The organism is Yimella sp. NH-Cas1 (genome assembly GCF_022359705.1).
GTDB lineage: Bacteria > Actinomycetota > Actinomycetes > Actinomycetales > Dermatophilaceae > Yimella > Yimella lutea.
Genome location: NZ_JAKSGG010000003.1, coordinates 1439860 through 1462008, shown reverse-complemented (window position 1 = coordinate 1462008; position 22149 = coordinate 1439860). Strand labels below are relative to the sequence as shown.

22 protein-coding genes are annotated in these 22149 nt (G+C 65.8%); 6 read left to right on the top strand and 16 right to left on the bottom strand.

Going from position 1 to position 22149, the window contains the following annotated elements; translation table 11 throughout:
• Positions 1-14 precede the first annotated feature (14 nt).
• Complete coding sequence (locus MF407_RS07335; RefSeq protein ID WP_239701889.1) at positions 15-1049, top strand: beta-propeller fold lactonase family protein; 1035 nt, start codon at positions 15-17, stop codon at positions 1047-1049.
• Position 1050: 1 nt separating this feature from the next.
• Here the strand turns inward: MF407_RS07335 and arfB are convergent, their stop codons facing one another.
• Positions 1051-1497: an alternative ribosome rescue aminoacyl-tRNA hydrolase ArfB gene (gene arfB, locus MF407_RS07330; RefSeq protein WP_239701888.1), complete on the bottom strand. Its 447-nt coding sequence runs from the start codon at positions 1495-1497 to the stop codon at positions 1051-1053.
• A 77-nt stretch (positions 1498-1574) separates the two neighbouring features.
• Here arfB and MF407_RS07325 point away from each other — a divergent pair, with 77 nt between their 5' ends.
• Entirely contained in the window at positions 1575-2198 is a 624-nt protein-coding gene (locus MF407_RS07325; RefSeq protein WP_239701887.1) for a LysE family transporter, read from the top strand.
• Between the two features lie 15 nt (positions 2199-2213).
• Here MF407_RS07325 and MF407_RS07320 read toward each other — a convergent pair whose 3' ends face one another.
• The 12 genes from MF407_RS07320 to MF407_RS07265 form a co-directional block, all read right to left on the bottom strand.
• Entirely contained in the window at positions 2214-3353 is a 1140-nt protein-coding gene (locus MF407_RS07320) for an XdhC/CoxI family protein (protein ID WP_239701886.1), read from the bottom strand.
• The gene (locus MF407_RS07315) at positions 3346-3927 is read right to left on the bottom strand and encodes a nucleotidyltransferase family protein (protein ID WP_239701885.1); all 582 of its coding nucleotides are present in this window, start codon (positions 3925-3927) and stop codon (positions 3346-3348) included. Before MF407_RS07315 ends, MF407_RS07320 begins: the two co-directional genes overlap by 8 nt.
• Positions 3928-3949: 22 nt before the next feature.
• Positions 3950-6139: a xanthine dehydrogenase family protein molybdopterin-binding subunit gene (locus MF407_RS07310; protein ID WP_239701884.1), complete on the bottom strand. Its 2190-nt coding sequence runs from the start codon at positions 6137-6139 to the stop codon at positions 3950-3952.
• Positions 6136-7125, bottom strand: coding sequence for a xanthine dehydrogenase family protein subunit M (locus MF407_RS07305; RefSeq protein ID WP_129623824.1), 990 nt, complete (start codon positions 7123-7125; stop codon positions 6136-6138). The genes MF407_RS07310 and MF407_RS07305 overlap by 4 nt, the downstream gene beginning before the upstream one ends.
• Positions 7122-7658, bottom strand: a complete 537-nt coding sequence (locus tag MF407_RS07300) for a 2Fe-2S iron-sulfur cluster-binding protein (protein ID WP_239701883.1) — start codon at positions 7656-7658, stop codon at positions 7122-7124. Before MF407_RS07300 ends, MF407_RS07305 begins: the two co-directional genes overlap by 4 nt.
• 109 nt (positions 7659-7767) lie before the next feature.
• On the bottom strand, positions 7768-9657 hold the full coding sequence (locus MF407_RS07295; RefSeq protein WP_239701882.1) for an FAD-dependent oxidoreductase: 1890 nt from the start codon (positions 9655-9657) through the stop codon (positions 7768-7770).
• 90 nt (positions 9658-9747) lie between these two features.
• Complete coding sequence (locus MF407_RS07290) at positions 9748-10347, bottom strand: GNAT family N-acetyltransferase (RefSeq protein ID WP_141928532.1); 600 nt, start codon at positions 10345-10347, stop codon at positions 9748-9750.
• A gap of 7 nt (positions 10348-10354) precedes the next feature.
• A complete protein-coding gene (locus tag MF407_RS07285) occupies positions 10355-11062 on the bottom strand; it encodes a VOC family protein (protein WP_239701881.1) in 708 nt (235 codons plus the stop codon).
• Positions 11063-11469: 407 nt separating this feature from the next.
• A complete protein-coding gene (locus tag MF407_RS07280) occupies positions 11470-11817 on the bottom strand; it encodes a hypothetical protein (RefSeq protein ID WP_239701880.1) in 348 nt (115 codons plus the stop codon).
• Positions 11818-12507: 690 nt separating this feature from the next.
• Entirely contained in the window at positions 12508-13011 is a 504-nt protein-coding gene (locus MF407_RS07275) for a hypothetical protein (protein WP_239701879.1), read from the bottom strand.
• Between the two features lie 1058 nt (positions 13012-14069).
• The gene (locus tag MF407_RS07270; protein ID WP_239701878.1) at positions 14070-14315 is read right to left on the bottom strand and encodes an AbrB/MazE/SpoVT family DNA-binding domain-containing protein; all 246 of its coding nucleotides are present in this window, start codon (positions 14313-14315) and stop codon (positions 14070-14072) included.
• Between the two features lie 185 nt (positions 14316-14500).
• Complete coding sequence (locus MF407_RS07265; protein ID WP_239701877.1) at positions 14501-14806, bottom strand: hypothetical protein; 306 nt, start codon at positions 14804-14806, stop codon at positions 14501-14503.
• A gap of 124 nt (positions 14807-14930) precedes the next feature.
• Between MF407_RS07265 and MF407_RS07260 the strand changes: the two genes are divergently transcribed.
• On the top strand, positions 14931-15254 hold the full coding sequence (locus MF407_RS07260; protein WP_239701876.1) for a phosphotransferase: 324 nt from the start codon (positions 14931-14933) through the stop codon (positions 15252-15254).
• A gap of 12 nt (positions 15255-15266) precedes the next feature.
• On the opposite strand, the gene MF407_RS07255 is transcribed toward MF407_RS07260, so the two are convergent.
• Positions 15267-15917, bottom strand: a complete 651-nt coding sequence (locus tag MF407_RS07255; protein WP_239701875.1) for a hypothetical protein — start codon at positions 15915-15917, stop codon at positions 15267-15269.
• A gap of 489 nt (positions 15918-16406) precedes the next feature.
• Here MF407_RS07255 and MF407_RS07250 point away from each other — a divergent pair, with 489 nt between their 5' ends.
• On the top strand, positions 16407-17129 hold the full coding sequence (locus MF407_RS07250; protein ID WP_239701874.1) for a hypothetical protein: 723 nt from the start codon (positions 16407-16409) through the stop codon (positions 17127-17129).
• A 27-nt stretch (positions 17130-17156) separates the two neighbouring features.
• Here the strand turns inward: MF407_RS07250 and MF407_RS07245 are convergent, their stop codons facing one another.
• Positions 17157-19532 carry an excinuclease ABC subunit UvrA gene (locus MF407_RS07245; protein WP_239701873.1) on the bottom strand — a complete coding sequence of 792 codons (2376 nt, stop codon included), beginning with the start codon at positions 19530-19532 and terminating at the stop codon, positions 17157-17159.
• Between the two features lie 120 nt (positions 19533-19652).
• Between MF407_RS07245 and MF407_RS07240 the strand changes: the two genes are divergently transcribed.
• Together MF407_RS07240 and MF407_RS07235 are read left to right on the top strand one after the other, a co-directional pair.
• Positions 19653-20195, top strand: coding sequence for a GPP34 family phosphoprotein (locus tag MF407_RS07240; RefSeq protein ID WP_239701872.1), 543 nt, complete (start codon positions 19653-19655; stop codon positions 20193-20195).
• 302 nt (positions 20196-20497) lie between these two features.
• Positions 20498-21037 (top strand): NUDIX hydrolase family protein, encoded by a 540-nt coding sequence (locus MF407_RS07235; RefSeq protein ID WP_129626779.1) that lies wholly within the window; start codon positions 20498-20500, stop codon positions 21035-21037.
• Positions 21038-21420: 383 nt separating this feature from the next.
• Here the strand turns inward: MF407_RS07235 and MF407_RS07230 are convergent, their stop codons facing one another.
• A complete protein-coding gene (locus tag MF407_RS07230) occupies positions 21421-21936 on the bottom strand; it encodes a DoxX family protein (RefSeq protein WP_141928542.1) in 516 nt (171 codons plus the stop codon).
• Positions 21937-22149 lie beyond the last annotated feature (213 nt).

Below are 22149 nucleotides of genomic sequence, written 5' to 3'. Positions count from 1 at the left end.
GTCAGAGTTGAGACATGAGTGACTTCGCCCATGATCTCGTGCTGATCGCCAACGCCGGCGACGGCACCATCTCGACCCTGCGGATGGAGGGCCGCGAAGAACCTCGGCTCGATGTGATCGCGACCTCGGTGGCCGGGCAGGGGTGCAGCACCTTCGCGATCGACGCCGCGCGCGATCTGGTCTTCGCCGCGTACAAGGGTGAGCCGGCGGGGATCGTCACGTTGAAGCTCGACCGCACGACCGGTGAGTTACACCCGGTCTCCCGCCGCGACGTCGACGCGTCGATGACCTACCTCGCCTTGGACGCATCGCGTTCATTCCTGCTCGGTGCGTCCTACGGCGGTGGCTTCGGTGAGGTGTGGCCGGTCGGGAACGAGGGTGATCTGGGAGAAGCCACCGCACACGTCGAGTTTGCGAACCTGCATTGCGTGGTCCCCGATCGCGGACACGCCTACTTCGTCTCGCTGGGCGATGATCTGATCGCGCAGTACGACCTGGGTGAGGACGGAACGCTCACCCCGCTCGACCCGGCGACCATCGCCCAACCGGATGGCAGCGGACCACGCCACCTGATCATCCACGACGAGAACGCCTACCTGATCACCGAGTTCTCCGGTGAGGTCATCCGCCATGACGTCGGCGCCGACGGCTCGCTCGCCCCGGCGGAGTCGGTGAGCATCGTCGATCCGTCAGCAGGCTTGAAACACAGTCGATTCGGCGCCGATCCCACACAGGAGGGTCTGGTGTGGGGAGCGGACGTGCACCGTGCCGGTCGCTGGATCATCGGCTCCGAGCGCAGCGCGTCCACCCTCGCGACGGTCGCATTGGATGCTGCTGGACACCTCGGCGAGGTCGCGGACTTCGCACCGACCGAGACTCGTCCGCGTGGGTTCGCCGCCACGGACGACGGGCAGTTCGTGATCGCGGTGGGGGAGAAGTCCACCGACGCCGCGCTGTCCCGCGTGGAGGACGACGGCCGGCTGACCGTTCTTGCGAGGGTAGGTATCGGACGCGGCGCGAACTGGGTGCGCATCATCGCCGGTCACTGAATCAGTCGTCCGCTGCGGGGCGGGCGCGGTCGTTCTTGATCTCGCCACGTCGACGCTTCGCAGCCAGGCGCCGCCGCTGCGATCCACGGGTCGGACGTGTGGCTCGACGCTGCGGGGGAGCAGGTGCGAGTGCCTCGCGCAGAATCTCGGCCAGTCGTTGTCTGGCCGCCGTCCGGTTGCGCCGCTGGGAACGGTGTTCTGATGCGTCGATGGTGATCGTCGTGCCGACGAGTCGCTCCGACAGACGACTCAGCACGCGCTCGCGCTGCCGGTCGTTGAAGGCGGAACTGGCTGCGAGGTCCAAGCTCAGCTGCACCCGAGAATCGGTCGTGTTGACGCCCTGACCTCCCGGGCCTGAGCTGCGGGAGAAGCGTTCGAGCAGTTCGCCCGACGGCACGATCAACCCGCCCGGGATACCCGGTCCGGGGGACACACGCAGTTCCGACACCCGTGCATTCTCGCGTGTCGTCTCAGCACTGTGAACGCTGGTGCGCGGTCACGTCGACTATCTCTATCCTTCGACCCATGTCGTGGTCGGTCTGGCTGACCCTGGTGGCGGCCGGGGCTCTCATCTCGTTCACTCCCGGTGCGGGAGCGATCAACACCATGTCGAACTCGCTGACATCCGGGTGGAGTCGTTCCATCTGGGGAATCCTCGGACAACAGATCGCCCTGGTGATCCACATCGCGATCGTTGCCGCCGGTGTCGGGGTCATCGTCGCCGAGTCGCCGTTGATGTTCGACGTCATTCGGTACGCGGGAGCTGCTTATCTGTTGTATCTCGGTGTGCGGCAATGGCGTTCACGTACGGCGGACACCGAAGAGACCGATCGGGCGCAGGCGATCGAGCCGCGCTGGTCGATGATGCGCCGTGGTTTGTTGGTCAATCTGACCAACCCCAAGGCGATCGTCTTCTTTCTGGCCTTCATGCCGCAGTTCATCCGGCCGGAGAGCGCGCTGCTGCCCCAGTACACGGTGCTCGGTGTGACCGTCGTCGTCATCGACGTGCTGGTGATGTGGTTCTTCTTCGCCGTTGCCGCGCGGGGCCTGCAACGACTCACCCGCAGCGCTCGGGGTCAGCGACGGTTGAACCGGCTGTTCGGCGGTCTCTTCGTCGGGGTCGGCGCGATGCTGGCGACGATCCGCTGACTCATCGGGGCGCGGTCAGTGCCGGTCATGGTGGATCGGCCCGCCCCGCTCGGACAACCGTCCGCCGTCGCCACCCCATCGCAGCGAGATGATCTCGGCCGCGATCGACACGGCAGTCTCTTCCGGAGTGCGCGCACCGAGGTCAAGGCCGATCGGGCTCGACATGCGGGCCAGTTCCTGATCGGACAGTCCTTCCTCGCGTAGCCGCTCGAGCCGGTCGTCGTGAGTTCTGCGCGAACCCATGGCACCGATGTAGGCGACCGACGGCAATCGGAGCGCGACCGACAGCAGAGGCACATCGAACTTCGGGTCGTGTGTGAGCACGGCGATCACCGTCTGCTCATCGACGGCTCCGGACTCTGCCTGGTCTGTGAGGTAGCGATGCGGCCAGTCGACGACCACTTCGTCCGCGTCGGGGAACCTGGTGGACGTGGCGAAGACCGGGCGTGCGTCGCAGACCGTCACCCGGTAGCCCAGGAAGCTGCCCATCCGCGCGACCGCTGCGGCGAAGTCGATGGCGCCGAAGACCAGCATGCGCGGCTTCGGGGCGAAGGACTGCACGAAGACGCGCATTCCTTCGCCCCGACGTTGGCCGTCCGGACCGTAGACGAGGGTGTCGGAACGTCCCCCGGCCAGCATGCCGAGGGCATCGTCCACGACCGCTGAGTCGGCCCGGTCCGAGCCGAGCGTGCCTGTGTGAGAGGCAGATCCGTCGTCCGCCGGACGCAGGATGACGCGTCGCCCGACGCGATCGGGGTCGTCGTGTTCGACGATCGTCGCGGTGGCGACCGGGCGTTGTGCCTCGATGTCGCCTGCGACCTCTGCCAGTTCGGGGAAGGAGGCGGGGGAGAGCCGTTCGACGAAAACGTCGAGGATTCCCCCACAGGTCAGTCCCGCAGCGAACGCGTCGTCGTCACTGACCCCGTACCGCTGTAGCACCGGCGTTCCCGACCCGAGTACTTCGCGGCTGAGTTCGTAGAGCGCGCCCTCCACGCAACCACCAGACACAGAGCCGGTGACCTGGTCGTCAGACGCGACGAGCATCGTGGCACCGGCCGGTCTGGGGGCGGACTGCCACGTTGCGACCACCGTTGCGACAGCAACCGATTCACCTGCGGTCCAGCGCCGCAACAATTCGGACAGGACGTCACGCACGGTCGAACTCCTGGGGTGTGTCGACGGGTGTGTCGACGTCCCGACCGGTCGCCAGGTGGCCGCACTCGACCAGGTTGTGCGGGGTGGACACGAAGAGCGCGCGTGCACCCTGATCACCGGTCGCCACGTCGGCGGCTGCCGCCCAGTGGGTCCGTCCGATGATGACGGGATGGCCCGGAACGCCGTCATAGGTGGCCCGGACAAGCACATCGCGTGGGTCTGTCGCGGCCGCGGTCAGCACCCGAGCGACGACGCGGGCGTCGACGTCCGGCAGATCGACGAGCGTGATCAGTGCAGCGTCGACATCTCGGGTCGAGCACGCGTCCAGGCCTGTACGCAGCGACGCGCCCATGCCTTCCTGCCAGTGCTGAGCCACCACTACATCCACCTCGGGTATCAGCGCGGCTGCCTCGTCCGCTCCGGCACCAAGGACCGCGACCACGTCGTCGCAGCCACCTGCTCGAACCGCATCCACCGTGCGCTGCAGCCACGACCCGTCGGCGTCGTGGACCAGAGCCTTCGGCATTCCCATCCGTTCGCCACGACCGGCGGCGAGCACGATCGCGCCTATCACCACGGTGACCTGTGGCGCGAGCTCAACTGGTCGCCTCGATGAGCGAAGCCGGAGTGAAAGGCGTGTCCCGCAGGCGGATTCCGGTTGCGTTGAAGATCGCGTTGCCGATCGCGGCCGGGGTGCCGACCATCGCCATCTCGCCGATGCCCTTCGAGCCCTTGGCGCCGAACCACTTGTCGTACTCGGGCAGGAACTCGACCTCGAGTTCGCCGATGTCGGCGTGGGCCGCGATGTGGTAGCTCGCCAGGTCGTGATTCATCACCTTGCCGAATCGGGGATCGTGGTATGACTCCTCGAACAATGCCGCCGAGAGCGCCATCGTCATGCCGCCGACCATCTGGCTGCGTGCGGTCAGCGGATTGATGATGGTGCCGGCTCCGTAGACGCCGAGCAGTCGGCGCACGCGTACCTCCGAGGTGACGGAACTGACGGCCACCTCGGCGAACTGGGCTCCGAACGCGTGCCGGGAGTACTTGCTCGCGCCCCGCGGCGGGCGTCCCTGGGCGCGAGCGGAGGCGCCGTCCGGTGGGTTGTCGCCGTGCTTGCGACGCAACTTCTCGCAGGCGGCGACGATCGCGTTTCCCCACTCGTAAGTGCCCTGGCTACCGCCGGCCATGATCGCCATCGGGGTGCCGGTGCGGCCGATGTCGGTCTCCACCTGTTCGACAGGTACGTCGAGGGCATCTGCCGCGATCTGGCGCAGCACCGTATGTGCGCCGGTGCCGATGTCCGACGCCTGCATCTGCACCACGTACTTGCCGCCGGTGTGGGTGATCCGGGCGAAGAGGCTCGCGACGTGCTGGTTCGGGAAGCAGGTCGACGCCACCCCGATACCGATCAGCCACTCACCTTCGCGCAGAGTGCCCGGGTCCTGGCGGCGTCCCCAGTCGAAAAGTTCCGATCCGCGCTTGAGTGCGGGGACCAATGCTCTTGTGCTCCACGGCTTCTCGGTCTCCGGGTCCACGTCCGGTTCGTTCCTCAGCCGCAGTTCGATCGGGTCGACGCCCAGCTGATGTGCCAGTTCGTCCATCGCGGTCTCGAGGGCGAACATGCCGTTGAAGTCGCCCGGCGCGCGCATCCACGTCTCCGGCGGCAGGTCGAGCATCACCGCGCGGTGCTCGGTACGGCGGTTGGGTGTGGCGTACATCATCCGGGTGGCGAAACACGACTGGTCGACGTTGCGCTTCAGGCGGGACGCCGCCTGGGTGCTGATGTGTTCGATCGCGGTGAGCCGGCCGTTGCGGTCGGCGCCGAGCCGGATGCGCTGGCTGGCTTCGGGGCGGTGGCCGACGCTCTGGAACATCTGCTGTCGGGTCAGCGCAAGCTTCACCGGGCGCGGGCTGATCACTTTCGCGGCCATCGCGGCAAGGGCGATGTGCGGGTGCGGGAAGGCCTTGCCGCCGAACCCGCCGCCGACGTACGGCGAGATGACCTCGAGCTGATTCGGCAGCAGGCCCAGCAACGGCGGCAGCAGGGCACGGTGGATGATCGGGCCCTGATTGGTGTCGAACAGAGTCAGGCGAGTGGCTCGCGGGTCGAAGCCATCGACGTCGTGCCAGACGGCGATCACCGCGTGCGGCTCCATCTGGGCATGGAAGTGCGTGGGGTTCGCATACTCCTGATCGATCCGGTGGACGGCTTCGCGCCACCCTTCGTCCAGGTCACCCTTGCTCTCCGTGCCGCGCTTCATCAGCACGATGCGCGGGCTCTCAGCCTCCGGGTCGTGCGGGTCGAACTCGACCTTCGCCCGCTCCTCCTCGCAGATGACCTCCACCAACTCGGCCGCCTCGCGGGCTGCCTCGGGAGTCTCGGCGATGACGCCACCGACGATCTGTCCCCGATGGGCGATCTGGGGTCCCTGCAGGATCCACAGTGCCGGGTCGGACTTCACCGCGAGCCGAGGAGAGTCCTCGTGGGTGAGGATGTGCAGTACCCCGGGGACGGCTCGCGCCGCGTCTGTGTCGATGCGGACGATCCTGCCCTTCGTGATCGGCGCGGGCACCGGCCACAGGTAACAAGGATTCTCGACGCCATGCTCGTACGCATACGGCGCGGTGCCGGTGACCTTCAACGGGCCGTCGACCCGTCGTACCGGGGTGCCGACGCTCTTCTCGCGACCGGCGCGTGCCTCGTTCGTCCGCTCCGGAGTCTCGGTCTCGTCCGGACGGGTCTGCGGGCGGGCCGGTGCGTCGGTGCTCGTGGAGATGCTCATCGGTTTGCTCCTTCGACCAGTTCCTGCAACACCGCGACGACAGTGCGCTGGAGCATCGGAATCTTGTAGGCGTTCTCCGATCCGACTTGTGCAGCAGCGAGTTCGGCGTCGATGGCCGCCTCGAACGCCTCAGCGGTCGCCGGCCCACCACGCAGCTGATCCTCTGCGGTGCGCGCTCGGTGGGGCTTGTGGGCGACACCTCCGAGTGCGAGACGCACATCGTTCACCTGACCGCCGGAGACGTCGATCGCGGCGGCGACGGAGACCAGCGCGAAGGCGTACGACGCCCGGTCGCGCACCTTGCGGTAATGAGAGCGAACTGCCCAAGGCAGCGGCGGGATCTCGATGCCGGTGATGAGTTCTGCCGGAACGAGGTTGGTGTCGCGAGAGGGGTCGTCGCCGGGTAGACGGTGGAAATCGGCGAACGGGATCTTGCGGTCGCCGTCCGAGCCTGTCACGTGCACGACTGCATCGAGGGCGGCGAGGGGGAGACACAGGTCGGAAGGGTGCACCGCGACGCACTGGTCGGACTGACCGATGATCGCGTTGTACTTGCCGAATCCGTCGATCGCCGAGCAGCCCGCACCGGGTTCGCGCTTGTTGCACGGGGTGGTGGTGTCCTGGAAGTACACGCAACGTGTGCGCTGCAGCAGGTTGCCGGCGGTCGAAGCCATCGCACGGATCTGGCCGGAAGCACCCGCGAGAAGAGCCTCGCTCACGAACGGATAGCGCTGCCGCACAAGTGGATCCGCTGCAAGGTCGGCATTGCGAACGTTCGCGCCGATGCGCAGGCCGTCGTCTGCGGTTTCCTCGACACCGCCGAGGTCGAGGCGGCTGATGTCGACGATCCGATCCGGACGCTTGATGCCGAGCCGTAGGTGGTCGACGAGGTTCGTGCCGCCTGCGAGGTACGCCGTGTCACCGGCGCCGCTCATCGAGAGTGCATCGGAAACCGTTGCGGCCCGGACGTACTCAAACTCCTTCATGCCTGACCCCGTTCCTTCGCGACGTCCGTGATGGCTTCACGGATGTGGCAGTACGCACCGCAGCGGCACAGGTTGCCGCTCATCCGCTCGGCGATCTCTTCGGGCGTCAGGCGCACCTCGCCGAGGTCGCTCACATCCTTCGTGACATGGGACGGCATCCCCGCCTGGGCTTCGGCGAACATGCCTGCAGCAGAGCAGATCTGACCCGGCGTGCAATACCCGCACTGCAGGGCGTCCCGATCGACGAAGGCCGCCTGCAGGTCGCCGAGATTGTCGGCGGTGCCGAGGCCGGCGGCCGTGGTGACGTCCGCACCGTCGTAGGACGCGGCAAGGGTCAGGCAGCTGACGATGCGACGTCCATCGACCAGGACAGTGCAGGCGCCGCACTGGCCGTGGTCGCACCCCTTCTTCACCGACGTGATCGCGAGCCGGTCGCGCAGCGCGTCCAGCACACTCACGCGCGGGTCTAGGTCGAGTTCGTGTTCCTGACCGTCGACGGTGAGTCGGACGGAGACGTGCTGTGCAGACGGCATCGGCGCACCTTCCAGGCAGGGGAGATTGTCACGGTAAACCTGTGCTACACCGCAGGGGGCGTACCGAAAGGGTGGGATCGGCACGGCGTCATATGCAGTCGAGCGTCAATCACCCGTCCGCGTCGTTTGGCGACTCTTGTTCGTCCGTGGCGGGCACGGCCCCGGCGCGCACCTGATCCAGTGATTCGGCTGCCTCGATGGCCATCTGACCGCGCTCGTAGTCGTCGTCGTTGTTGTAGGTGAGCACCCCGACGACGGTGCCCTCGGCGTCGGCGTACCAGACGGTGTAGGCGCCCGGCGACTCAACGACCTCGACATTGTCGTGCCCGTCGCCCCACGCTGCGTACTTGAGCGTGTGGTCACCGATCGTGCTCCAGAACCCTGGCACATCGCGCCATTGCTGCTGATCGTCGTCGTCCGATGCCGCATTGCGTCCGGCGAGCTCACCCATCGCCAGGGCGTCACCCCAGTGTTCGACCGGGACCGGGCGGGCCGCGATCGCATGGTGGGCGCGTGCGACGTCGCCGGCCGCCCAGACGTCCGGCGCCACCTGCAGGTGGTCATCGGCAACGATGCGGCCTTCGTGCAGTTGCAGGCCCGAGTCGGTGAACTGATCCCCGCCCGGTGTCACACCGACGGCCGCGAGCACCAGGTCGACAGAGAGGGTGTGTCCGTCGTCCAAGTGGACGGTCGACGGCGCGGCCACCTTGGTCACCTGAACGCCCGTACGCAGTTCGACACCGAGCCCGGTGAGCCATTCGTGAATACGGCTGGCCGCGAACTCGCCGAGCCGGTCGATCTGTGGTGCCTGCTCCGGCGTCACGAGCGTGGTGTCGACCCCGCGAATTGCGAGCGAGGCTGCTGCCTCGCAACCGATGAAACCGGAACCGATGACGACGGCCGACCTCGCCCGTTGTGCCGACGCGACCAGGCGCTCGGCGTCGTCGAACGACCGCAGGACCAGGACCTCGGCGTCAGCGTCGGTGTCGGGGAACGGGATCGGTTGAGCTCCCACGGCGACGATGAGTCGTTCGAACGCGACCGGTTCGTCGCCGACTCGAATGGTGCGCGCTGCCAGGTCGATAGCGCTCACGGTCGTCCCGAGCCTGACCTCCACCTGGTCGGGGAGCGGACTTCCCTCGATCGGGGTGGGCTCTACATCGCTTCTCCCGGCAAGCACATCCTTGGTCAGGGGTGGCCGCTGGTACGGCGGGCGGCGATCGGCCGAGACCAGCAGGACGCGGCCTGTTCCTCCCGACTCGACGTAGGACGTGGCGGCGCTCGTCCCGGCGGGCCCGCTACCGATGATCACCAAGTCGTAGCTCTTCATCCACCGACGGTATCCAGACCTCTCTGCTCGCCGACTCATTCCGGTGCGGCGGATTCGCCGCCGTGGCCGCGGTGTGGGACGTGGACTCCGGGCGGCACCTCGGCGAGTTGAGTCAGGAGGCCACTGCCAGTCGCAGCGCAAAGTGCGCAGTGCCCTGGCAATCGCGAGATCGCGCGATGCCTTGGTGGGGGAGATGCGGCGCGCCAGCGCGATCTGGTCGGCGATGCCGCGTCCACGTTGCCTGGACCTCACGCCTTGCTGGCACTGCTCTTCTCGCTGCGACCGGTCGAAGTCGGCCATGACGCGGGCCCGGGCTGCGGCCAGTGCGGAATCGAGTGACTCGATCTTCTCGAGTTGCGTAATCTTGTCGAAATCGTCTGGGGCAGAACGTAGTTCACGGATCTGATCGATGATCAGATCGATGTCGACCGCCGGCTTCTGCTGCATATAGGCAGCCAACCACCCAGCACCGACGACGTCCGCGACCTGATGCTCGCAGTAGCGCTGGAGCACGACGGCTTCGTTGTGTTCGGTGTCCTTCGCTCCGTCGAGCAGCGGGACCGTCGAGTGCTGGCTCAGAGGTTGCGTCCGGGGCGTCGTCGAGTTCAGCGCGATACCTGTGGGCGAACTCGGTGACTTCGCAGGGTGACGGTCGAACCACTTGCGCAACTGGGTGCACGGAGAGACCTCCTTGCACCAGTCATCGAGCGGCCCGCTTACTCACCCCGCGTGGCCACAGGCGGTCGACCAGGACGCGAGTCAGGACGGGTCGACGGTCTTGACCATCACACAATTCTTCAGACCCTTGGGTCTGTCGTAGTCGAACCCGAGCCGCTCATACAGGCGCCGGGTGCCGTTGTAGAGGAATGACGACGACATCTTCTTGGTCTGATCCGTGAGGTCGTGCGGATAGCTCTCCACGCGTCCGCCGCCGGCCTGGGCTATGAGGTCGAGTGCGCCGCTGATCGCCAGTTCGGTGACACCGCGGCGCCGGTGTCGCTTGTCGACGAAGACGCAGGTGATGCGGTAATCGGGATCGGCTGCTTTCGTAGCGTGGTACTGCTTGCCGTGGTGCAGGGTCGGCAGTTCTTCCGGGGTGCCGTACTCGGCCCACGCAACCGCCTCGTCGCCGTCCATCACCAGTGCGGCGTGCGCGACTCCGTCGTCGACCAGTCGCTTCTTGATCGCCTGGTTGCCTTCGGCGGTTTCGCCGCGTCCTTCGCAGTTCGGATGCCCGTCGTGGAACCACGTGCACCAGCAACCCCCGAAGATGCCGTTGTGCCGCTGCACGAGTGCCTCGAACGCAGGCCACGTCTGCGGCGTAAGGGACGCGATCGTGTACGTGGGTTCGGTGCTCACCATTCCCTCAGTCCGTGCTCGTGGGCTTGGCCGCGACGCACAGGACACCGCGGTTTCCGTCCTGATCGGCGATCACCGTGAGTGCGGGGTAGTCGCTGTCGTCGACGACCGTCCCGCCGGCGGCGACGACGGCGGCGATCCGTTCTTCGGCTACTTCGGCGGCGATGTAGACCTCGATGTGGAAGCGTTGACCCGAGGCGTTGTCGTCGGCGAGGTCGTCGAACCACAGGTTCGGGACACGTCCAAGGGCGTCCCGAACCTCGTCGCTGGGGGAGCCGAGGCCTTGGGCATTCGGGTCGCCGGTCAGCAACGCCGCCCAAACGGGTGCGATCTTGGCAGAATCCGTTGTGTCCAACCCGAGTTCGAGCACACTGACCGATGCGGGATCGGGGGAGAGGTGCTGGTCGGAGGCGAGTTCGGTGATGCGGCGGGCGAGGTCGACGTCCTGTTGTGTCACCCACTCGACGACGTGTTCGGTGCCGTCGTCGTCGCGGTAGATCGCGTCGCTGGAAGTCAGTCTGAGGTCGACGTAACCCCTGCAGATCGAGACCTGCGGATGATGACCGAACTCATCACCTACGTCGCCCAGCGCAGCTACGAACCGGGCAGCGGCACCGAAGTCGTCGACGGCGTAGCGGGCGTGCAACCCCTGCGCGAGCTTTCGCCAATCGGTCAGGTCGGCCTCGGCGATCTGGTCCCCAGTCAGCATGTCCATGTCTGGACGCTACTCAACATCGATGGGCCGGTACAGGGTTCGGGAACCGGGGTGAGAGCAAGGGGAGGTCCCAACTCAGTGCTGGGCGGCGGGGGAGCGACCCAAGACGGTGGAGGTGTCGGGCACAGCGCCCGACTTCGTCGACGTGGAGGCCAGAGCGATCACGTCGCCGGTCGTGCTGCCGTCGGCGGCCGGCTGCGTTCGCTTCCAGCGTGAGTCGATCGGTGCTCCACCAGATGATGGCGGGACTCACGGAGGTCGAACCCCAGGACGTGGCGCGCGGTGGAGGACGCGCTCGGACAGTTCGAAGGTCCGGACGGTTTCATCGGCCCGTGCGAGATGTTGGTGGGTGCAGGAACGGTTCATTCAGCCCAAGGACTGCGTGCTCGGTGGGAGGGTGGCGTCACTCATCCGAGGTCCATCAATTTTTCTACCTCATGTAGGTGTCTGGAAACCTTAACACATGCTTCTTCTAAGCCCTTTTGCGACGCACTTTTCTCTACCTCCGACAGCAACGCTAGAGTGAGGGGCAAATTTCGGCGTAATAGATCCGAGTTCCTGGGGACTAGCCCTGCCAAGAAGGACAGAATCTCCTCGACATTCATGGCCTCGACTTCGTGATGATCTGAAGGGTAGGTGCCCCTGGGGTCATAGCCAAATGGCTCCAGCGAGAGGTATGCCAGATCCAGCTCCCGGCCGGCCTCGCGCCTCTTCGAATATCGGCGCAGGAAATTAATCACCAGAAGGTCGACCACCTTCCGTGGTGTCGTTTACCGCCTGGGGATCCCCGAAAATGATTACCGGGAGACGACTTGAGGCGGCGTTGTGCGCGCTCCGCTGAGCGTAGATAGTTGGATCGGGATCCGTATTTCCAGCCATGCTTGTCGTAGTGATACGCGAAGCTTGATCCTGGATTCCCAAGCGTACCGCTGTTGAAGGCGCGGTCTATCCTCTGGTGATGACGCCCATAGTGAGTATGCGGAGTAGGGGAGCGGGTCGGTTCCAGTGCGCGAAATGGCATGCTGGATAGGTCTTGTTCTCCCTTGGTGCTCATGGTGTGACGTCCTGGTTCTTGAGGTAGGCGATCGCCCGGTCCACGTCGGCGCGGGCGGACTTCAGGCTCTGTCCACGGATCCGTCTAGCAATGCGTTGTGACTGAGGTGGTCCGTGGCCTTGGCACAGGATCTTGGACGGCTTTACGAAGTTTACTGGACAGGCTGCGTATCAAGATCATGCGTATTTGCCTTGATTGCGGACGTTCGACTCGCAGGCAGTTGAGCGGGTCTCCATCCACCGCACGCTTGCTACCACACAGCCCTCGTCTCAGCGAGATGTTGTGGATTCGTGGTGCCTGTCAGGACAACGCCGTCGGGCCCAACTACCGAACGGCTGAAGGCGAGGCTTCCACCCATGTCCTTCAGGTGGCGTCCGCTGGCAAATGGTCCTCACTTATCCAGGGCGTGCTCGACGATGGGCCACCAGTGCCGTTGGTGCAATGCATCGCGTGCGGCCTCAACGGTGTACCAAGTGCCCTCGACCACTGGAGTGGCGCTGTTGGTCACTCTGAACACGGGCACGTTGGCGTGCGGGACCGGATGGGGATACGTCTCGTCTGCCGTCGGAACGACGTTCCGAACGAATCCAACGCATTGCACAGGCGCTTGGGCATCCCCGACGATCTGGGCTGCCAGTTCCTGCACGCCGTCCTCGCCGCTTCGTCGTTGATCTGAGTGACCGAGGAACAGCGTCGGCAGGTCGTCTCCCTTTGGCGCGGCGATCGTGAAGAACTGCTCGCCTTCGGGAGATCGTCGCGTTAGTAGCAGCCGGACGATGACGGCCGGGACGAACCCAGAGCAGTCATCGCCTGCCCACACCTGAGCGGTACTGCCGACGGGCAGCCACGCCGCTCCGCGAGCCTCGGCTATCAACTGCTCCGATGAGTCATTCATGAGTAGATCGTCACACGCTGCCGGGATGAAGACCTGCGAGCGTCGGCACGGATGTTCGTGAGGACCTTGCGCTTACTCGCCGACGCCCAGAGTCCGGCCTCGGCTACGAGTAGGTGGGAAAACTACCGCCCCGGCACGAACGACAAGCACGTACGTTCGGCTGCCCTGCTGGCGTGGAGGAAGGCGACTTGGTGGCTGTAGCCCAGTGCGTCGGCGACGAGTGATGGTGGGCATTCGAGAACGAGTTCGCCGATCGCGCGATTGCGGGCTCCGCGGAGATTGATTCCGAGGTTTCGGAGTCGGACCATCACGGTGTTGGGGTGCAGGTGCTTTCCGGCGGTATATCCGGGGAAGAGCCAGGGGCTGTCCGGACCGGTGGAGGTTCGCAGGCCGCCTCTCCATAGCTGTTTGTGCAGGTCAGCGGCGTGTCGCGACGTAGCGACGGGCGACCAGGGATCGACTCAACGGCTCGCTGCCAACATCGAACCGCCGCCTCTCCATAGCTGTTTCTGCAGGTCAGCGACCTGCCTGAGCTCGCACGGGGTAGAGGTGGATGGTCGACGGATGATTCATCTGATGCGATACGCAGACTACGACTTTACATAATGTAGATTATCGGACATCAACGACCTCGCACGACGAGCGGTCCGAGGTTCCAGCCTTCGTCGGTCGTCAGATAAGGCGCATTCCGAGGATCTCCGATGCGCGACGATCTAAGGTGATGACCTCCGATGCTCCCGCTGCGCGACAACGCTCGGCTATGAGCGCGTCCGCCAGGTCGGCGCCTCGTCGCGCTCCGTTCAGTGCTCGGCCCACGAGTCCTGGCTCCGACACTCTGATCTCCACGCGTCCCACAAGGCTCGTGATGGCGTCCAGTGTGGTTGCTGCGGACATTCGGTAGGCCCGAGTTAATACCCAATACAACTCGGCGAGAACGAGATCCGTGACGAATCCCGGAGATCCAGGAGTAAGTGCGGACATCTGCGCGGCAGCGGCTTGAAACTGTTCCTCGTCATCGCGGACCAAGAACCTCACGAGTACGTTCGTGTCGATTCCGATCATGACGACGTGGACGTGGCTCCGGCCGTGATTGCGTCGTTCATGTCCTGGAGCGAAACTGCAGGACTGTCGTGGCGAAGACTCCCGGCAAGATCCATCACCGAGCCGCCGTCTCGCGTAAGCACGATCTCGCCTGCGGCGTTCCGTGTGAAGCTCACGCGGGTCCCCGCGGCCAGGCCGAGTGCCTCGCGGACGTCCTTGGGCACCGTGATCTGCCCCTTGCTGGTCATCGTTCCGACAGACATCTGTGAACTCCCTTCCTTACGCAAGGGTAAGGAGATCTCATGCTTTCGGTCAACCTCGCCGCAGTCCTTCTTTCGACAGATCTCAACGACGCACCGGGCAGGTCGGCGGGACCCAGTCCGACGGCATCTGTCCGACGCAGAAAGGCACTCGGTTGCTAAGGACGTCTGGCTCGTCGGCGGCGGACTCACCCTGCTGACCCAGGGCCTCGCAGCGGCAACGAAGGCCGGCGTCCGAGTAGCAACGCTGCCATCGCCAGCGCTCGCGAATCCAGTTGTCCGGCAAGCGTTCTCGCGAGAACGCCGAGCGTCTTGACGACGTGGCAGAGGATGATGGTCCGGCCGGTGCCGTCACGTCGTCCGACTCGTGTCGTGACGGCTGCGCCGATGACTGCCCCTACTCCCCCGGCGGCGCCGACCAGTCCGAACTGGAATGCGCTGACCTGTTGCACCGTCCGGGCGAGCACCGATTGGGTGAGGGAGTGAGCCTGCATTCAGAGGAAGTCCCGGTCGATGTCGATGACGCACGACGATTGATCGACGCCCAAGCTCCGCAGTGGCGAGCCCTGCCCCTCTCCCCCGCCGGCCACGGCACCGACAACCAGATGTTCCGACCCGGTGGTCGACGAGGTGCTACTGCACGGCGACCTACGCAGCGCGAATCTGGTTGCGAACCACGGAAAGCTGGCCGGAGTCATCGATTTCGGTGCGCTGAGCATCGGCAATCCCACTGCTGAACATGCAGCGGTGTGGCAACTGCCGGAACAGGCCCGTCATGCGTACCGAGAACGTTTGGCGATCGACGACGACACCTGGCACCGAGCCCGCGGTTGGGCCTTGCTCATCTCCCTGCTGGCGATGCCGTACTACTGGACGAGTTGGCCGCAGTTCGCGCGATCGGGCATCGGGACGATCAACACCGTTCTGAGCGAGCCGGGCTGATCGACACGGCTGTCAGGCCGTCCGGACCGCTGCGCGAGCTGCCTTCGAGCACGTGTCGACGGCGTCGATCCACGCGCAGGAGAACCGTGCGGGGTCAGCGACCCACGTGCGCAACGACGTCTCGACGTTCACCAGACCCCTGACCTCGTCCGCCACTGCGGAGACGATGAGCAAACCGATACGCGCCACCCGATCCGGCTCCGCGGCAGTCGCCTCGTCGAAGTCTCGCTCGAGTCGAGCGGTGGGCCGAGCATCGATGACCGCAGTTCGCTGCGTGGTCATCTGCTGTGCGACCTGCGAAAGGACGTTCGCCCGGTCGTCATTGCCGGGTACCGCTCGCACCTCATCCGCGAGCAATCCGAGATGGTGCTCGAGCAGCACGGTCGGCATGCCGCGGGAAGCGAGCACCCTCGACAACCAAGCGATCTGCTCGGTCGCGTGCTCGACACCTTGCCCGGAGGTGTGCACGAGCCAGCCTGAATCGGTGGTCGAGAACGAACGCCCACGCTCAGCGAAACGGGCCGCGTAATACGGGTGCTCGGCATACGTCGCGTCGATGGCGCGCTCGCACGCCGCCAGCAGATCCGGATCGGCGGTGATCCGGTACATGCCCGCCTCGGGGTTGAGGACCTCGGCCGGCTGCGTCCTGTGCTCGTTCTGCATCGGACGAGCCTAGAGGGATGGTCGGGACCTCAGGAGCAGGTACTTGGCCATCAGACTTTCCCTTCGTGACGTCTCGGCCCGTTCTGGGCCGCTGACATCAAGGAGACGGAGCCACCGTGTCGTTCTCGACATGGCCTCGCGGGAAAGTCTGCCGAGAGTGGTCGGATCAGCCCAGGCCGGAGCCCTTACGCAAGCGTAGGCACCGACGGCGGCGGCCGTGGTGAGGGTCATGCATCCGATCGGGATCGGCAGGCAGCAGCCACCGACGGAGACGTTGGTGCCGCGTTTGGTGCGGCGGGAGTAGCGCGGGAACGGGAACGCGGAAAAGCGACCACGGGAACGGCCGGGTCCTGCGGTGGGATCAGTCATCCCTCGAACGTAGCGGCGATGCGGACCGGGCCGGGGCACCGAAGGGGTGGTCTCGCGTCCGGGAAAAACTGCCGTTGCGTACGACCTATCGACGTGACGGTTCGGCTCTAGCGTCGACCCATGGGAATTCTCGATCGGCTCCTCGGCCGCACCAGTCAGCAACCCCACCAGCAGTCGGGTGGGTTCGGCGCTCAGGACGCCGGTCCGCCGCCCGGCCAGCAAGGCGTGCCCCAGGGTGGACAGCCGCCGGGCGGGCAGCAGCAGATGTCGGATGATCAGGCGATCGAGCGGTACGAGTATCTGTTGCGCACCGCTCCCCCGGACCAGATCGAAGCCGCGCACGAGCAGGCGTTCGCGCAGCTGACTCCGGATCAGCGACGTCAGGTGTTGCAGCAGCTGGCCGAGGCCGCCCCCGGTCAGCCTCCCCAGGACGACTCCCCCAAGACGCTTGCCCGCAGCGCGACCCGCATGGAGATGCAGCGGCCCGGCGCGATGCGCAGCATGTTCGGCGGCGGTATGGGGCGCGGAATGGGCGGAATGGGCATGGGCGCGATGATCGGCGGCTCACTCATGGGCAGCATCGCCGGCGCGTTCATCGGCACCGCGATTGCGCAGGAGATGTTCGACGGGAACGGCTTCGGCGACGGTTTCGCAGACAACGGCGGCGCAGACGAGGCGGCCGGAGATCCGGGCGCGGACGCCGGCGACCCCGGCGCAGCGGACCAGGGTTTCGCGGAGGACCCCGGAATGGATCAGGGCATGGACGACGGTTTCGGGGGCGCCGACTTCGGTGACGACATGGGCGGCGGCGACTTCGGTGGTGGCGACATCGGCGGTTTCTGACCGCCCTTGACTACAGGTGTAGGGGGGCTACTTCGATCCGACGTACGCGGCGAGGTGCTTGCCTGTCAGGGTCGACTTCTTCTTCACCAACTCGGCGGGCGTCCCTTCGAATACGATCTTGCCGCCGTCCTGACCGGCTCCCGGACCCAGATCGATGATCCAGTCGGCATGCGCCATCACCGCCTGATGGTGCTCGATCACGATGACCGACTTGCCGGAATCGACCAGGCGATCGAGCAGGCCCAGGAGATTCTCGACGTCGGCCAGGTGCAGGCCGGTGGTCGGTTCGTCCAGGACGTAGATCCCGCCCTTCTCCCCCAGGTGCGTGGCGAGCTTGATCCGCTGGCGTTCACCACCCGACAGTGTCGTGAGCGGCTGGCCCAGCGTGAGGTAGCCCAGTCCGACATCGGCCAGTCGCTGCAGGATCTTATGTGCCGCAGGCGTTTTGGCCTCACCGTCGGCGAAGTACTCCTCGGCTTCTTCGACCGACATCGCGAGTACCTCGCTGATGTCCTTGCCGTCGACCTTGTACTCCAGCACCGCCGCCTGGAAGCGCTTGCCTTCGCACTCCTCGCACACGGTGGTCACGGTGTCCATGAAGCCCAGCTCTGTGTAGATGACGCCGGCGCCGTTGCAGACCGGGCAGGCGCCCTCCGAATTCGCACTGAACAGAGCGGGTTTCACCCCGTTCACCTTCGCGAAGGTCTTGCGGATCGGATCGAGGAGTCCCGTGTAGGTGGCGGGGTTGCTGCGGCGTGAACCCTTGATCGCACCCTGGTCGATCGATACGACGTCGTCGCGTCCTTCCAACGACCCGTGAATGAGCGAGCTCTTGCCCGAACCTGCGACTCCGGTGACCGCAACGAGCACGCCGAGCGGTACGTCGACGTCCACGTCCTGCAGGTTGTTGGTGGAGGCTCCACGGATCTCGAGTGCACCGTCGGGGTCGCGCACCGACTCCTTGAGCGAAGCCCGGTCGTCCAGGTGCTTGCCTGTGAGTGTGTCGGCCTTGCGCAGTTCGTCCAACGTGCCCTGAAAGACGATCTCCCCGCCGTCCGTCCCCGCTTTTGGACCGAGGTCGACGACCTCGTCGGCAATCGCGATCATCTCCGGCTTGTGCTCGACCACCAGCACGGTGTTTCCCTTGTCGCGCAACTGGATCAGCAGATCGTTCATCCGGTCGATGTCGTGCGGGTGCAGCCCGATCGAGGGCTCGTCGAAGACGTACGTGACGTCGGTGAGCGACGAACCGAGATGCCGGATCATCTTCGTGCGCTGCGACTCACCGCCGGACAGGGTGCCCGACGGTCTCTCCAGCGCGAGATAACCGAGCCCGATCCCGACGAAGGAATCGAGCAGGTGCTGCAGCCCGGCGATAAGGGGCTTGACCGACGGCTCGTCCAGGGCACGGACCCACTCGGCGAGGTCGCTGATCTGCATCGAGCACGCGTCGGCGATGTTGATGCCCTTGATCGTGGACGAGCGGGCCTCGGGCGTCAGGCGCGTGCCGTCGCACTCGGGGCAGGTCTGGAAGGTGATGGCTCGTTCGACGAACGCGCGGATGTGTGGTTGCAGCGCCTCGACGTCCTTGGACAGCATCGACTTCTGGATCTTGGGGATCACGCCTTCGTAGGTGAGGTTGATCCCGTCGACCTTGATCTTCGTCGGCTCCTTGTGGAGCAGGTCGTGCAACTGGCGTTTGGTGAACTTCTTGATCGGCTTGTCCATCGGGAAGAAGCCGGACCCGCCGAAGATGCGGCCGTACCAGCCGTCCATCGAATAGCCCGGGATCTTCAGTGCGCCGTCCTGCAGCGACAGTTCCTCGTCGTACAGCGCGGTGAGATCGACGTCGGACACCGAGCCACGTCCCTCACAGCGCGGGCACATGCCGCCGAGCCGGTTGAACGTCGCTTTCTCGGCGATCGTCTTCGCGCCGCGCTCGACGGTAATCGCCCCGCTCGCCTTCACGGTCGGCACATTGAACGAGTACGCGTTGGGTCCGCCGACGTGCGGGTCGCCGAGACGGCTGAACAGCATCCGCAGCATCGCGTTCGCGTCCGTGACGGTGCCGACGGTCGAGCGCGGGTTCGCGCCCATCCGCTCCTGCCCGACGACGATCGCGGTCGTCAGCCCCTCGAGCCGGTCGACCTCGGGGCGCGACAGCGTCGGCATGAACGCCTGGACGAAGGTCGAGTAGGTCTCGTTGATCATCCGCTGCGACTCGGCGGCGATCGTGGCGAACACCAGTGAGCTCTTGCCGGAACCGGAGACACCGGTGAAGACCGTCAGGCGCCGCTTGGCGATGTCGACGTCGAAACCCTTGAGGTTGTTCTCGCGAGCGCCTTGCACGCGGATCATCTCGTGGGAATCGGCGGCGGGTGTCGTGGACCTTGGCGGGGTCATCGCATCTCCATCTGTCGCCGGCCGCGCGATTCCGCGACCGTCCACGATCCAAGCAGAGGTCCACCCGGCGGTCATCCCCGTCCGGCCACATCGGTGGGCAGCTTTCATAGGGTCGAAGACATGACGCCGACGACTGATCAACTGTTCATGCTGCTGACGAAGGACGACGGCAAGCTCGAGGGGAAGGGTACGCAACGCGGCTACGGCCTGGTGGGCGCCATGTTGTCCGATCTCATCCGCGCCGGGAAGATCGACGTCACCAAGGAGAAGCAGCCGCGCCTCACGATGGTGGACGGCTCCCCCACCGGCGACCCCGTGCTCGACCACGGACTGGCCAGAATCGCTGAGAAGTACAACGGCAAGAAGCTCTCGTCCCTGATCAATGACCGCAAGCTGAACCCGGAAAGCCTTGTCGTGCAACGACTTGCCGCGAACGGGGTGGTCGAGGTCGTCGAGAAGAAGGCACTGGGCTTCGTCCCGGAGCGCTACCCGGTGCTCAACCCGCAACCCGAGCAGGAGACTCGAACACGTCTGGCTGCTGTGCTGTCGGGCAGCGCTGCGGCGACCTCGCAGGACGCAACGTTGCTGTCGATCCTGCAGGGCCTGGACGTCGCCCACAAGGTGCTCGAGCAGGAGTCCGGCGGTCTGGCAAGCGCGACCTGAAGGCCCGTATCGAGCAGGTAGCAGCCGGGGACCCCGGCGGTGACGCTGTCTCGCGCGCGATCCAGGCCCTCAACACCGCGATGATGACCGCGGTGATCATCCCCGTGGTGGTGAGCGGAAGCAGCTGATCGGTCGCCGACGGGTCAGCCGAGCTCACCGAGGATCTTCGCGATCCGCCGATCGCGGGTCTCCCCCTACTTCGCCTCGGCGAAAGACCGACCCGCTCCGCTGGCCCTGCCGGCATTGTCAGCTCACCGCGACGCGACCGCCCTGCCACCGGAGCGCGCTGACACAATGACGGCATGAGCGAGATGGACACCGACACCAGCGGCGCCTGGCTCTCCCGCGAGGAACTCCGGGACGCGCGCGAACGCCTGCCGATCCTCTACCTCGACTTGGTGCCGGTCCGGGTGGACGAACGGTCTGTCGTCACGCAGGTGGGTCTGCTGCTGCGTGGTACGTCCGAAGGTCGGATCAAGCGGGAACTGGTGTCCGGTCGGGTGCTTTACCACGAGCGGATCCGGGACGCGATCCTGCGCCACATCGACAAGGACCTCGGCCCGATGGCACTTCCACAGGTGCCGATCTCGCCGCAGCCGTTCGCGATCGCCGAGTACTTCCCCACGCCCGGTGTGACTCCGTTCCACGACCCGAGGCAGCACGCGGTGTCGATGGCGCACGTCGTCGTCGTGATGGGCGACTGCGCACCGAGTGCGGACGCCCTGGACCTCGCGTGGCTGAACCCGGACGAGGCGATGGAGTTGTCACGCAGCGAGGAGATGAGCGGCGGCCACGGAGTGCTGCTGCGACAGGCGCTCGCCCATCTGGGCTTCCCGGTCTGAGCCGACCACGATCGTGGCGGACCTGCGCATCGAACCCTGTCGCAGCGAATGTGATTGGGACACAACGCAACAGCAGCTCAACGGTGAGCCGCTGTTCGCGTGCCGCTCGTGTGGGAGCGAATGGGTGCCCAGCGAGGCGTGGACCCCGGTCAATGCCGACGCAGTGGTGCCCGACGTGATCGCGCAGTGCCGTCAGCAGCGGTGAAGTGCCACCATCGACGCTTGGCTCGGCGAGTTCGTCGATGTCGTTCATGGTGTCCTCCCGAGAGTTTGTTCCTACACCTCGGGAATGTCACCTCGACGCAGATTTGTGTCCGGTCGACCCGGTCACGGAAATGAGAAAGGACGCGCCGACAGCCGTCGACGCGTCCTTCTCGACCGGATCAGACCGGCAGCTTGTTCTGCGCGTTGGCTGCCGCCAGGCGTGCCTCGAGCGCGGTCGTGTGTGCAGCGCGGCCGATGGCGTTCTTGGCCATGCCGGCGCGGTAGGGCAGACCCGGCTTGCCCGCAGTGTCGACCGCAGCGGTGATCAGACCACCGAGCAGGCCGAGGTTGGTCACGAAGGAGACGAGGTGGCGGCGCTTCTCCTCCTCGGTGTCGGCCTCCCAGAAGGCGTGCCCGGCGAGCGTGGTCGGGATCAGCAGACCCGACAGCAGCGTCGAGGCGACGCGGGGCGCCTTGCCCGTCGCGAGCAGGATTCCGCCGGCGACCATCGCGGCACCGTTCGCCTTCACCAGGGTGTTGGGGTCGTTGGTCGGTAGCTTCAGCGGCGCCGCCAGACGGTCGGTGACCGGCGCGGCCTTGGGGGCGAGCTGGCCGCTGGAGCGCAACTGGTTGAAGCCACCGAAGATGAACGGGGCGGCAAGAAGCGGGCGGGCCAGCATGCGTACGAGCGCCATCAGGGCACCTTTCGTCGAAGTCAGTATTCTTGCGTCAACGCTAGTCAGCAACGCTGTCTCGCGGGGATTTCGAGGGCGTCCGAAGCTGTCCGTCCGTCCGTCCGTATCCTGGACCGAACGTTCGAGTCATGGACGCTCGGTGCTCCACGCGGTGCGCGATGCGATGATTGGGATGATCATCGGTGCACTACGGCGCCGGTGAACGAAAGGAGT

Bases quoted from the DNA above. Each gene is read 5' to 3' on its own strand.
- MF407_RS07265 (WP_239701877.1), bottom strand. From the start codon at position 14,806: ATGCAGGCTCACTCCCTCACCCAATCGGTGCTCGCCCGGACGGTGCAA.
- MF407_RS07305 (WP_129623824.1), bottom strand. From the start codon at position 7,125: ATGAAGGAGTTTGAGTACGTCCGGGCCGCAACGGTTTCCGATGCACTC.
- MF407_RS07325 (WP_239701887.1), top strand. From the start codon at position 1,575: ATGTCGTGGTCGGTCTGGCTGACCCTGGTGGCGGCCGGGGCTCTCATC.
- MF407_RS07235 (WP_129626779.1), top strand. From the start codon at position 20,498: ATGAGCGAGATGGACACCGACACCAGCGGCGCCTGGCTCTCCCGCGAG.
- MF407_RS07285 (WP_239701881.1), bottom strand. From the start codon at position 11,062: ATGGACATGCTGACTGGGGACCAGATCGCCGAGGCCGACCTGACCGAT.
- MF407_RS07275 (WP_239701879.1), bottom strand. From the start codon at position 13,011: ATGAATGACTCATCGGAGCAGTTGATAGCCGAGGCTCGCGGAGCGGCG.
- MF407_RS07245 (WP_239701873.1), bottom strand. From the start codon at position 19,532: ATGACCCCGCCAAGGTCCACGACACCCGCCGCCGATTCCCACGAGATG.
- MF407_RS07255 (WP_239701875.1), bottom strand. From the start codon at position 15,917: ATGCAGAACGAGCACAGGACGCAGCCGGCCGAGGTCCTCAACCCCGAG.
- MF407_RS07240 (WP_239701872.1), top strand. From the start codon at position 19,653: ATGACGCCGACGACTGATCAACTGTTCATGCTGCTGACGAAGGACGAC.
- MF407_RS07335 (WP_239701889.1), top strand. From the start codon at position 15: ATGAGTGACTTCGCCCATGATCTCGTGCTGATCGCCAACGCCGGCGAC.
- MF407_RS07250 (WP_239701874.1), top strand. From the start codon at position 16,407: ATGGGAATTCTCGATCGGCTCCTCGGCCGCACCAGTCAGCAACCCCAC.
- MF407_RS07310 (WP_239701884.1), bottom strand. From the start codon at position 6,139: ATGAGCATCTCCACGAGCACCGACGCACCGGCCCGCCCGCAGACCCGT.
- MF407_RS07230 (WP_141928542.1), bottom strand. From the start codon at position 21,936: ATGGCGCTCGTACGCATGCTGGCCCGCCCGCTTCTTGCCGCCCCGTTC.
- MF407_RS07270 (WP_239701878.1), bottom strand. From the start codon at position 14,315: ATGTCTGTCGGAACGATGACCAGCAAGGGGCAGATCACGGTGCCCAAG.
- MF407_RS07300 (WP_239701883.1), bottom strand. From the start codon at position 7,658: ATGCCGTCTGCACAGCACGTCTCCGTCCGACTCACCGTCGACGGTCAG.